Genomic DNA, 11,717 nt, shown 5'->3' on the forward strand with positions numbered 1-11,717 from the left:
ACGAGCATCGGGTTGTCGCGTGTCGTGGTGGACGGGGCCGCGTGGCTACGCGGCGCGATCCCGAACGGTGACCCGGCGGTGGTCGTGTTGCGCGGCCGGTGTGAGGCGGAAGTAGTCGTCGATGGCTGACCGGCCGATCGCGGCGACGTACCCGTCGGGCCGCACGAGCACCGGGCCGTCCGCGCGTTCGAGTGTGGTGAAGTGCGTGCCGCGCAACAGGTCGAAGACGCGGCCCTGCTCGACGAGCCCGTCCGGCATCCGGTCGCCCACCTGCAGTCCGGGCGCGTCGGGGTCGTCGCGGTAGCTGAGACTCAGCTGCAGGGTGTCCTCGTCGCGCTCGAACCTCCCGCTGGTGTGCAACCTCGTGGTGATGCCGAGCATGGACTCGGCGACCGGCTTGCGCTCGGACTCGTAGGTGTCGAGCAGCGCGTCGATGCCGAGCTTCCAGCCGAGGTTGTAGGCGTCCTGGATGCCGGTGTTCATGCCCTGCCCGCCCGCGGGGGAGTGCACGTGCGCGGCGTCCCCGGCGAGGAACACCCGGCCCACCCGGAACCGGTCCACCATGCGGATGTTGACCCGGTACAGCGAGCTCCACGTGACCTCGGTGATCTCGACGTCGTCGCGGTACCTGCCGATGATCGCCCGGAAGTGCTCCAGCGTCGGCTCGCCGTCGCCGGTCGCCTGGAACTGGTAGAGGTCGGTCGCGGGCAAGGGGCACAGCCCGACGAACCCGGTCTGGTCACCCCAGCCGTGCCAGTACTCGCGGTCCAGGCCGGTCGCCCGCACGTCGCCGACGAGCAGGCGCTGGTCCTCCCACGTCTCGCCGAGGAAGCCGACGCCGAGGTGCTTGCGCACGAAGCTCTTCCCGCCGTCGCAGCCGACGAGGTAGCGCGCGCTGACGGTCTCACCGTTGCCGAGCGTGGCGGTGACGTGCTCGTCGTCCTGGTGGAAACCCGTGAGCGCGGTGCCGAACTCGACCGCGCCGCCGAGCCGGTCGCGCAGGATCTGCTCGACCCGGAACTGGGGGATGATCAACGTGCTCGCGTACGGCCGGTCCGGTGTGGGATGGCGGCCCTCGTGCATGTCCAGCTCACGCAGGACCTCGCGGTCCCGGTAGTGGCGCATCCGCACGTGGAACCGGCCGTTCGCGAGGATCTCGTCGATGAGGCCGAGGTCGTCGAAGACCTCCATGCTGCGCGGCTGCAGTCCCTTGCCGCGCGACCCGTGGAACGGTCCCGGCGCCGCGTCGACGATGCGGAACGGCACGCCCCTGCGGGCGAGGTCGACGGCCAGCGTGAGCCCGGTCGGCCCCGCCCCGATGATCAGTACCTGCGTGTCCATGGGCCGAGCCTGACCGGCCGCGCTGTCACGCCCCTGCTGCGCCGCTGTCACGAGCTGTCCCGACATGCGAAAGGGCGCTCCCCGTGACGGGAAGCGCCCTTCAGCAGTGCGGTGTCGCTACTTCATGACCTTCAGCAGCTCGTCCACGTCCTTCGGGTCGAGCCCGCGGAACAGGGTGAGCGCCAGCTCGTAGTACGTGCGGATCGGGCTGACGTACCACTTGCCGTCGACCTCGGTGGCCACGACGCCGACGCCGTCCTTCATGACCTGGCCCGCGATGCGGCCGATCACGTCCACAGCGGCGGCCGGGATGTCCTTGCCGCCCTGCTGCTGAACGAGCTCGGTGATCTCGTTGGCGCACAGCTTCTGCGACTTGCCCTCGGCCTCGACGGTGTAGCAGTCGCCGGAGCGCGAGATGTCGAACTTGGAGCCCTCGGCCTCGATCGTCAGCTTCTTGATCGTGGCCTGCTTGCCGCCGGTGACGTCCTTGACGTCGGTCTCCAGCGCGATCAGCTTCGCGCCCGTCGCGGGCACCTTGCCGACCTGCTCCAGGATCACCGGGCCCGCCGCCTGCAGCACGCCCATCTCGTCCGGCGGCAGCAGTGCGATGACCTTCTCGATGTTGCCCTCGAGCGACGCCTCGACGATCTGCTTCGCGGCGTCACCGGCGGAAGCCGCACCGGCGGGCGCGATGCCCTGCGCCGGCCACTTGAGGTTCTCCTCCTCCAGCGCGATGTTCGCGACGGTGTAGAAGGCGCTCGGGTACCACTCGCCGTCGACGTTGATCGTCGCGATGCCGATCGGCTTGCCGCGCTTCTTGACCTCGGCGGTGATGTCGAGGGTCTCGGTCTGCGGGCCGGTCTCCAGCTTCGCGCCCAGCGCCTGGACGATCTTGTCCGTCAGCGGGATCTTCTTGGCGTCCGACGTGACCGTGATCTTGCCCTCGGTCAGCTTGTTGATCGTGAGCTTGTCGTTGATCTTCTCGGCGGCGGCCTCGTCGAACTTGATGCCCTCGCTCTTGAACTCGACGCCGCTGACCTTGTTCGGGTCGGCGTCGGCCTTGAGGATCTCGAGGCGCTTGGCCTCCTTGACGACGGCCTCGGTGTAGTCCTTGGAGAGGCTGGCCTCCGCGGGCGCCAGGCCGCTCATCACGCCGATGATGTCGCCGGAGCCGAGCGAGGTGATCAGCTTCTCGGCGGCGAGCTTCGGGGTGTCCTGGCCCGACGCCGCGGTCGTGCCGGACCTGATCACGGCGAAGTAGGTCACCGCGCCGCCGACGAGGAGCAGCACCGCGACGAGCGCGGTGATCACCAGGCCGGTGCGCTTCTTCTTCGGCGGCTCACCACCCGCGTAGCCGATGGGGCCCTGGCCGTAGGGCGGCTGGCCGCCGTACTGGTCGCCACCCCACTGCGGCTGCTGGCCCTGCTGCGGGTAACCAGGCTGCTGGCCCTGCTGCGGGAAGCCCTGCGGGCCGGTCTGCGGGTAACCCGGCTGCTGCGGGTATCCCTGCTGCGGCTGCGGGCCGGTCTGGGGGTAGCCGCCCTGCTGCGGCTGCGGGCCCGTCTGCGGGTAGCCGCCGGGCTGCTGGGGGTAGCCGCCCTGCTGAGGATGTCCCCCCTGCTGGTACGGGTCGTTCTGGGGCTGCCACTGGCCGCCGCCACCACCTGGGTAACTCACGGTCCTCCTCCTGGAGTACTCATCGCCGAGCGAGTTTTCGCGGTGAGCACCGTGATCGCCCCCACGATCGCTAGTACGGCACCACTGAGCGTCACTGCTGGTCCGGTCGTGTTGATCCCGATCAGCTGCCCCTCATCGCCCCCTTGGACGACGGCAAGTGCCGCCACCGTTCCCGTGATGGTGCCAAAAATTAGTCCGAGGCACGCGGCGAATCGGCGAAAACGGACCATCCACAGGGCGACTGCCAACACCGCCAACGGGGTGATTCCCACCCAGACCAGCGTGACTACCTGCCCAGGACCCGTGTCCAACCCGGCGAAATCACGGAGCGAGAGCACCTCGTAACTGTCCCGGTTGACGTTGCCGGACCTCAGCCACGGCAAGAAGGTTCCGGTGACTCCAGTGATCAAGCCCACGCCCGCTAGGGCCCCACCCATCCGTGTACGCACGGGGTTAGTTTGTACGGATGGTGTCGGAAGCGTGCGAGGTGGCACGGACGTTGGTCGCGTCCGCCCACCGGATCACGGTCCTGACCGGCGCCGGGGTGTCCACCGACTCGGGGATCCCGGACTTCAGGGGACACCGCGGCGGTACCGAGGTGTGGACGAACGACGCCGACACCGGCCCCGAGTTCGGCCTCCAGGCGTACCTGGCCGATCCCGAGGTGCGCAGGCTCGCGTGGCAGACCCGTCTGCACCATCCGATGTGGACCGCCCGGCCGAACGCCGCGCACAAGGCGCTGGTCGAGCTGGAACGGTCGGGCAGGCTGCGGACGGTCGTCACGCAGAACATCGACGGACTGCACCAGCGCGCCGGATCGGACCCGCACCGCGTGCTGGAGCTGCACGGCACGCTGCTCACGACGATCTGCCTCCAGTGCGGCACGACCGGACCGATGAAAGACGCGTTGAGGCGCGTCGCGGAAGGCGAATCAGAGCCGGACTGCCCGCGCTGCGGTGGAATCCTCAAGTCGGCGACCGTCTCCTTCGGACAGCCGCTCGACGCCGAGGTGCTGCGCAAGGCCCGCACCGCGGCGATCGACTGCGACGTCCTGCTCGTCGCCGGGACGAGCCTGCTCGTGCAGCCCGCGGCCGGACTCGTCGGGCTGGCCGCGAAAGCGGGCGCCTCGGTGATCATCTGCAACGCCGACCCGACGCCGTACGACGCGGTCGCCGAGGTCGTGCTGCACGAACCGGTCGGGGACGTGCTGCCCGACCTCGCCGCTGTTCCCCCATCCGGGCGAGGAACCTTCCGCTCCTGGGGCGACCCCAGTACCTGGAGGTAACCGACAACCGCGGGGACTGGGGGATCGCGGCAGGTGGTCGTAAGGTCACGACATGCGTGTGCCACTGACTGTTTCCGACTTCCTGGACCGCGCCGAGACCGTCTTCGCGGCCACGACAGCGACCGTCGACGAGCCCGACCAGCCAGCGAAGCCGGTCGACACCACCACTTACGGCGAGATGGCGACCCGGATCCGCGCCTGGCAGGCGGGACTCGACGCGCTCGGCATCGGTGAGGGCGAACGCGTGGCGATCGTCAGCCACAACTCCGCGCGCCTGCTGGAACTGCTGCACGCCGTGCCCGCGAGCGGCCGCGTCTGCGTGCCGGTCAACTTCCGGCTGCGGCCCGACGAGGTGAAGTACATCGTCGAGCACAGCGGCGCGTCGGTGCTGATGGTCGACCCGGAGCTGGAGCTCGGCGAGGTCACCGCGGCGCACCGCTTCACCCTCGGCGAGGAGACCGAGGCGCTGATGCGCTTCGACACCGAGCCCCGGCCGTGGAGCGCTCCGGACGAGGACGCCACCGCCACGATCAACTACACCTCGGGCACCACCGCGCGGCCCAAGGGCGTGCAGCTGACGCACCGCAACATCTGGATCAACGCCGTCACGTTCGCCATGCACACCCGCGCCTGGGAGCGCGACGTCTACATGCACGTGCTGCCGATGTTCCACTGCAACGGTTGGGGCATGCCGTTCGGCCTGGCCGGACTCGGCGTGCCTCAGGTGGTGCTGCGCAAGGTCGACGGTGCCGAGATCCTGCGCCGCGTGCGCGACCACGGCGTCACCCTCATGTGCGGCGCGCCCGCCGTGTGGAACGCCGTGCTCGACGCCGCCCAGGACTGGGACGGCGAGATCCCCGGCCGGGACCGGGTGCGCATCGTCTGCGCGGGCGCGCCGCCGCCCAGCCGCACGATCCAGCGCGTCTCCGAGGAGCTGGGCTGGGAGTTCCTGCAGATCTACGGCCTGACCGAGACGGCGCCGCTGCTCACGTTCAACCGCCTGCTGCCCGGCGGCGACGCGCACGAGCCCGAGGTGCGCGCGAAGAAGCAGTCCCGCGCCGGTGCGCCCGCGCTGGGCGCGCGGCTGCGGATCTCCGAGTCCGGTGAGGTCATGGCGCGCTCGAACGTCGTCATGGACGGCTACTGGGACAACCCGCAGGCCACGGCCGACGCGATCGAGGACGGCTGGTTCCACACCGGCGACGGCGGGTTCTTCGACGACGAGGGCCACCTGACGATCTCGGACCGCAAGAAGGACGTGATCATCACCGGCGGCGAGAACGTGTCGTCCATCGAGGTCGAGGACTGCCTGTTCAGCCATCCGGGTGTCGCCGAGGTGGCCGTCATCGGCGTCCCGCACGAGAAGTGGGGCGAGACGATCAAGGCGCTGGTCGTGCGGTCCGACGACAGCGAGGTCACCGAGGCCGAGCTCATCGCGCACTGCAAGCAGAAGCTCGCCGGCTACAAGGCACCGACCTCGGTCGAGTTCCGCGACTCCATCCCGCGCACGGCCACCGGCAAGATCCAGAAGTTCAAGCTCCGCGAGCCCTATTGGTCCGGGCTCGACCGCAAGGTCAACTGACCCAGTCGCGACACGCCGTAGCTGATCGGCCGAGTTCCGAGTACTCCCTGTGTTCAACTGTGACACGAGTGGTTGACGGTGTGTGAGTTCTTGCTGCGACAAATGGGTCTGATTGGTCTAATGCGGTGGGAGGTGATGGTCGGTGTTGACACGACTTTCCGCCGCGGTGGCGCTGGTGCTGACGTTCGTCCTCGCGGGGGCGGCGCACGCGGTCCCGCCGCCGCCTCCGAACCCGAGCGACGCGGAGATCGACGCCGGGCGCCGCGACGCGGACGCCAAGGCCGCGCGGGTCGGTGAGCTGACCGGTCAGCTCACCGAGGCCGAGGCGCGGCTCCAGCAGCTGAACGACGACGTCGCGTTCAAGGCCGAGCTGGCCAACAAGGCGCGCGTCGACCTGGAGAACGCCCAGAACGAGGCGGACAAGGCCAAGCAGGACGCGAACTCGGCGCGCATCGAGGCCGATGCGGCGGGCAAGGCCGTCGAGGACAGCCGCACCCAGCTCGACGAGTTCGCCGCCGCCAGCTACGCGCAGGGCAGCACGGTCGGGTCGGTCACGGCGTACTTCGGCGCCAAGAGCCCCGAGGACCTGCTGGCCCGTGCACAGCTGCTGGAGGCGGTCAGCGGATCGGGGCTCGACGCGCTCGACCGCGTGCACGCCGACCAGGCGGACAAGGCCAACAAGGACTCCTTCGCGCGGGCCGCGTTCGACAAGGCCGAGGAGAAGCAGGACGCGGCCGATCAGGCCAAGCGGGACGCGGACGCAGCGCAGCAGGTCGCGATCACCGCGCAGCAGTCGCAGGCCGGTCAGACGGCCGCGCTGGAGAACGACAAGTCCGCCGTCGAGCAGCAGCTGGCGCAGGCGCGGGGCAACGTGGGCGGGCTGGAGGCCCAGCGCAGGCAGTACGACCAGTGGTTGCAGGACAAGAAGCGCGAGGACGAGGAGAACGCGAAGCGCGCCGCCGCGGCCGCCGCTCCGGCTCGGCCCGGTCCCGTCGCGGCGGCTGCCGCGCCGTCCGGCAACCGCGTCGAGATCGTCGTCAACCGCGCGCTGGCGCAACGCGGCGTCATCTACGCGTGGGGCGGCGGCAACCACAACGGCCCGACCTACGGCATCCGCGACGGTGGCGTCGCCGACTCGTTCGGCGACTACCGCAAGATCGGTTTCGACTGCTCGGGGCTGATGATGTACGCGTTCGCGGGCGCCGGCGTGTACCTGCCGCACTACAGCGGCTACCAGTACAACGCGGGCCGCAAGGTGCCGCTCTCCCAGATGGCGCGCGGCGACATGCTGTTCTGGGGACCGGGTGGCGGTACGCACGTCGCCCTGTACCTGGGCGGCGGGATGATGGTCGAGGCGCCGTTCTCCGGTGCCGTCATCCGCGTCGCACCCGTTCGATATTCTGGGATCATGCCTTACGCGACCCGGTTGCTGTGACCGCTGCGATCATCCCTGCTGCGATCATTTTGGCAGGTGGTCAGGGCTCGCGGCTCGGCGGTGTGGACAAGGCCGCGCTGCGCTTCGGTGCCGGCACCTTGCTCGACCACGTCCTGTCCGTTGTGGACGGTTGTGCGCCGGTCGTGGTGGTCGGCCCGGAGAAGGACGTGCCCGGTGTGCGATGGGCCCGTGAGGACCCGCCCGGTGGCGGACCGCTGGCCGGGCTGGCGGCCGGGCTCGCGCACGTCGACACCGAGTTCGTCGTCGTGCTGGCCGTCGACCAGCCGGGGCTGACGCCCGAGACCGTGCAACGCCTGCTGGCCGTTGGCGACAACGCGGTGCTGTTCGACGGCAGGCAGCAGTGGCTCACCGGCGCGTGGCGCACGGCCGACCTGAAGGCCGCGCTGCCGGACGACCCGAGCGGGAGAGCGCTGCGCGCGGTGCTCGGGCCGCTGAACCCGGTGAAGGTGGCCGCGCGGCCCGGTGAGGCCCGCGATGTGGACACCCCGGAAGACCTCTCCAACCTTTAGCCGCGCTCGGGCGTTTACCGGGGTGTGGGGTTCGCGGGGTTCGAGGAGTTCGTGACGGAGCATCGCGCTGCGTTGCTGCGTTCCGCGTACCTGCTCACCGGGGAGCGGCACCGCGCCGAGGACCTGGTGCAGCAGGCGCTGACCAAGCTCGCCGAGCGGTGGGACCGGATCGGGCCGTCGCACCCGGAGGCGTTCGTGCGCACCGTGCTCTACCGCGACGCCGTGTCCGGCTGGCGCAAGCTGCGGCGCGAGCGGGTGACCGAGACCCCGCCGGACGTAGCCGGGTGGGGTGACCTGGCTGAGGACGTCACCCGGCGGCAGGAGTTGTTGCGCGCGTTGGCGGACCTCACGCCCAAGCAGCGGGCGGTGCTGGTGCTGCGGTACTTCGACGACCTCACCGAGTCCCAGACCGCGGCGGTGCTCGGGGTGCGGGTCGGCACGGTGAAGAGCCAGACGCACCTGGCGTTGCGGCGGATGCGTGAGCAGATGCAGGAGGTGACCGCGTGAGCGAGAGCGACATCAGGGACGCGTTGCGGAACCTCGCGCTGGACGCGCCCGAAGGTTCCGATGATCTCGCCACCGACGCGTGGGCGGGTGGTCAGCGGTTGCGCCGGCGTCGTTCCGCGACGCGCATCGGCCTGGCCGCCGCGGCGACCATCGCGGTGTGCGGGGTGATGCTCGTCGTCACGACACCGGCCCCCGAGGAACACCTGCCGCTCGCGCCGCCGCCGATCACGCAGACCACGCCCCGCAAGGTGTCCGAGACGCTGCCGCCGAAGAAGGACGAGCTCGCGCTGCCGCAGCTGACGACGTCCTACCCGGTGGCCGTCGACCCCGACCCGGCGCAGGCCACCCTGCTGAACGCCGATCCCGTGCGGCGTGCGCTGGCGTTGTTCCAGACCTCACCGGACATGCCCGTCGTGGTGCTCGGGGACGACGGCCGGATTCGGTGCATCGACGAGGACCTGCAGCCGATCGTCACCGCCGGTGGCGACACCGTCGGCGCGCTGCGGCCCGGTGCGCTGTCCGCCGACGGCAGGACCGCGGTGTTCCCGCAGCGCGACTCCGTCGTGCTGGTCGACCTGACGACCGGCGCCGACCGCCGCATCCCCGCTCCGGGCGCCAACGAGCAGGCGGCGCTCAGCGCCGACGGCCTGCTGGTCGCCGTCACCACCGGCAGTTCCACGTCACTGCGCCGCGTTCCGGGCGGTGAGGTGGTGACCGAGTGGCCGCGGCCCGCGCCGATGGCCGGTGGCGCGGTCGACCCGCCGTTCCACGGTGCCGGCGACGTGGGCGGCACCCCGTCCGTGTGGTCGATGGAGCCCGACGGCGAGTCGACCACGTACCGGATGCCCGACCTCGTCGGCCAGTTCTGGGGTCTGCCCGCGGTGAACCGGACCAGGCTCGCCGCCGCCGGTTTCGGCGGGTACGACACCGACGCGGTGGTCATCGCGCTGCACGACCACCACCGGGGGCCCGTGCGCGTGCTCGGCTCACCGACCACGGACGGCAGGTGGAAGGGCGGCACCCGGCCGTTGCGCTGGCTCGACGACACCACGTTGCTGCTGCTCAGCGATGGTCCGGAACCCGTGGTGCTGTCCTGGAACACGAACACCGGGGAGATCAACCGGGTGATGCATGTGAAACGGATGGGGACAATCGTCCTTTAGTTGGCGGACAATCGGTGCGTGGCGCCGAGGTCCCGGCTCGTCCCGGCCGCCGTGCTGGTCGCGGCGTTCGTGGCGACGGCTGTCGTGATGCGCCTCGAACCGTCGCTCCCGCCACCGAAACCGCCCGATGCCGTGGTGACCCGCGCGGTCGACGTCAACCTCCCGTTGCGCGGCACCGAGGACTCGCTGCGGTACCTGGACACGGACTTCCCCGCCCGCGTCGACCCCGATCCGGCCGGTGCGATGCCGCTGCGGGAGAACCCGGTCACGCGCGCGCTCGCGTTGTTCCAGACGGCCGCGTCCGCGCCCGTGCTGGTGCTGGGCGAGGACGGCTTCCTGCGGTCGCTGGACGTGCCGGCCACGGCCACCAGCTCGGGCGAGCCGGTGTGGGCGATGCGGCCCACCTCGCTGTCCGGCGACGGCCGCACCGCGGTGTTCCCGCAGCGCGACGCGGTGCTGATCGTGGACCTCACCACCGGACTGAGCAGGAGCGTTCCGGTGCCGGGCGCCAACACGCACGCCGCGATCAGCCCCGACGGGAAGCAGCTGCTCACGGTCAGCGGCCGGGGTACGCAGCTGGTGGACGCCGCGGACGGCTCGGTGATCATCCGGATGTCGGACCGCAGGCGCCCGTCGTCGTTCTCCGGGAGCGACGCGACCGCGGCGGGCGTCAGCAACGGACGGCGCAACCCGGAGATCATGCTGTCGTACTTCTACGGGCCCGAGCACATCGGCCGAACGATCAGCCACTCGCTGAAACCGCTGGTGGACGACGTGCGCGACATCCCGGCGGCGCGTGGCCAGCGGATCGCCGTCGCGGGCAACGGCGGGTACGCCGTGCCGATGGTGATCATCATGACCTACTACAGCTTCGTGCCGATGGCCGGAGCGCCGCCGCGGGTCCTGGGGGCGCCGTCCGGGGACGCTCGGGTGCTGCGCTGGTTCGACGATTCGACGTTGCTGGTGCTCAGCGGCGACCACATCCTGTCGTGGAACGTCGACACCGGCGAGATCAGGCGGGTCACGCACATCGCCCGGCACACCGAGATCGCGGTTTAACGGGACCCTTCACAGGAGTTAAACCGCACGTCGGGAAGACTCGGTCCCGTCGCACAACCATGTCCATGGAGGCCTTCCTCGTGACCGAGCCCGCCGCCGAGGCGCCCAACACGCCTGCTCGTGACGCACAGCTGCTCGAACGCACGGTGTTCGAGGTCAAGCGCGTGATCGTCGGGCAGGACCGGCTGGTCGAGCGCATGCTCGTCGGTCTGCTGTCGAAGGGGCACCTGCTGCTCGAAGGTGTGCCGGGTGTCGCGAAGACGCTGGCCGTCGAGACCTTCGCCCGCGTGGTCGGCGGATCGTTCTCGCGCGTGCAGTTCACGCCGGACCTCGTGCCCGCCGACATCCTCGGCACCCGCATCTACCGGCAGTCCAGCGAGGCGTTCGACGTCGAGCTCGGGCCGGTCGTCGCCAACTTCGTGCTCGCCGACGAGATCAACCGCGCGCCCGCCAAGGTGCAGTCGGCGATGCTCGAGGTGATGGCCGAGCGGCACGTGTCGATCGGCGGCAAGACGTTCCCGATGCCGAACCCGTTCCTCGTGCTCGCCACGCAGAACCCCATCGAGAACGAGGGCGTGTACCCGCTGCCCGAGGCGCAGCGCGACCGCTTCCTGTTCAAGATCCAGGTCGAGTACCCGACGGCCGAGGAGGAGCGGGAGATCGTCTACCGGATGGGCGTCGAGCCGCCGGAGCCGAGCCAGGTGCTCAGCCCCGAGGAGCTGGTGCGCCTGCAGGGTGTGGCGTCCCGCGTCTTCGTGCACCACGCGCTCGTCGACTACGTGGTGCGCCTGGTGATCGCGACCCGCGCGCCCGGCGAGCACGGACTGTCCGACGTGGCCGGGTGGGTCGCGTACGGCGCGTCGCCGCGCGCCTCGCTCGGCATCATCGCGGCCGCGCGTGCGCTGGCGCTGGTGCGCGGGCGCGACTACGTGCTGCCTCAGGACGTCGTCGACGTCGTGCCGGACGTGCTGCGCCACCGGCTCGTGCTGTCCTACGACGCGCTCGCCGACGGTGTGCCGATCGACCACATCATCACCCGCGTGCTGCAGATCGTGCCGCTGCCGCAGGTGTCGGCACGCCCTCAGCAGCCGGTTCCGGCTGGTAGCAGGTAGTGAGCGAGTCGAAGAAGCCAGCCGAG

At 70.4% G+C, this 11,717-nt stretch carries 11 protein-coding genes; 8 read left to right on the plus strand and 3 right to left on the minus strand.

What is annotated here, in order from left to right; genetic code table 11:
• Positions 1-45: 45 nt before the first annotated feature.
• From FKR81_RS34765 to FKR81_RS34775, 3 genes are all read right to left on the minus strand, one after another.
• Positions 46-1,341, minus strand: a complete 1,296-nt coding sequence (locus tag FKR81_RS34765) for an FAD-dependent monooxygenase (protein ID WP_146358484.1) — start codon at positions 1,339-1,341, stop codon at positions 46-48.
• Between the two features lie 117 nt (positions 1,342-1,458).
• A complete protein-coding gene (locus FKR81_RS34770; protein ID WP_146358485.1) occupies positions 1,459-3,018 on the minus strand; it encodes a flagellar basal body-associated FliL family protein in 1,560 nt (519 codons plus the stop codon).
• Positions 3,015-3,434, minus strand: coding sequence for a hypothetical protein (locus FKR81_RS34775; RefSeq protein ID WP_186763355.1), 420 nt, complete (start codon positions 3,432-3,434; stop codon positions 3,015-3,017). Before FKR81_RS34775 ends, FKR81_RS34770 begins: the two co-directional genes overlap by 4 nt.
• A gap of 50 nt (positions 3,435-3,484) precedes the next feature.
• Here FKR81_RS34775 and FKR81_RS34780 point away from each other — a divergent pair, with 50 nt between their 5' ends.
• The 8 genes from FKR81_RS34780 (at position 3,485) to FKR81_RS34815 (ending at position 11,691) form a co-directional block, all read left to right on the plus strand.
• The gene (locus FKR81_RS34780; RefSeq protein WP_146358487.1) at positions 3,485-4,303 is read left to right on the plus strand and encodes an SIR2 family NAD-dependent protein deacylase; all 819 of its coding nucleotides are present in this window, start codon (positions 3,485-3,487) and stop codon (positions 4,301-4,303) included.
• A gap of 52 nt (positions 4,304-4,355) precedes the next feature.
• Complete coding sequence (locus tag FKR81_RS34785) at positions 4,356-5,885, plus strand: AMP-binding protein (protein ID WP_146358488.1); 1,530 nt, start codon at positions 4,356-4,358, stop codon at positions 5,883-5,885.
• Positions 5,886-6,027: 142 nt separating this feature from the next.
• On the plus strand, positions 6,028-7,320 hold the full coding sequence (locus FKR81_RS34790) for an NlpC/P60 family protein (protein WP_146358489.1): 1,293 nt from the start codon (positions 6,028-6,030) through the stop codon (positions 7,318-7,320).
• Complete coding sequence (gene mobA / locus FKR81_RS34795; protein ID WP_235921994.1) at positions 7,317-7,850, plus strand: molybdenum cofactor guanylyltransferase; 534 nt, start codon at positions 7,317-7,319, stop codon at positions 7,848-7,850. Before FKR81_RS34790 ends, mobA begins: the two co-directional genes overlap by 4 nt.
• Before the next feature lie 24 nt (positions 7,851-7,874).
• The gene (locus tag FKR81_RS34800; RefSeq protein WP_146358490.1) at positions 7,875-8,357 is read left to right on the plus strand and encodes a SigE family RNA polymerase sigma factor; all 483 of its coding nucleotides are present in this window, start codon (positions 7,875-7,877) and stop codon (positions 8,355-8,357) included.
• A complete protein-coding gene (locus FKR81_RS34805; RefSeq protein ID WP_146358491.1) occupies positions 8,354-9,520 on the plus strand; it encodes a cytochrome D1 domain-containing protein in 1,167 nt (388 codons plus the stop codon). The genes FKR81_RS34800 and FKR81_RS34805 overlap by 4 nt, the downstream gene beginning before the upstream one ends.
• An 18-nt stretch (positions 9,521-9,538) precedes the next feature.
• Positions 9,539-10,579 carry a TolB-like translocation protein gene (locus FKR81_RS34810; RefSeq protein WP_146358492.1) on the plus strand — a complete coding sequence of 347 codons (1,041 nt, stop codon included), beginning with the start codon at positions 9,539-9,541 and terminating at the stop codon, positions 10,577-10,579.
• 65 nt (positions 10,580-10,644) lie between these two features.
• Complete coding sequence (locus FKR81_RS34815) at positions 10,645-11,691, plus strand: AAA family ATPase (RefSeq protein WP_146358493.1); 1,047 nt, start codon at positions 10,645-10,647, stop codon at positions 11,689-11,691.
• Positions 11,692-11,717 lie beyond the last annotated feature (26 nt).

The organism is Lentzea tibetensis (assembly GCF_007845675.1).
GTDB lineage: Bacteria > Actinomycetota > Actinomycetes > Mycobacteriales > Pseudonocardiaceae > Lentzea > Lentzea tibetensis.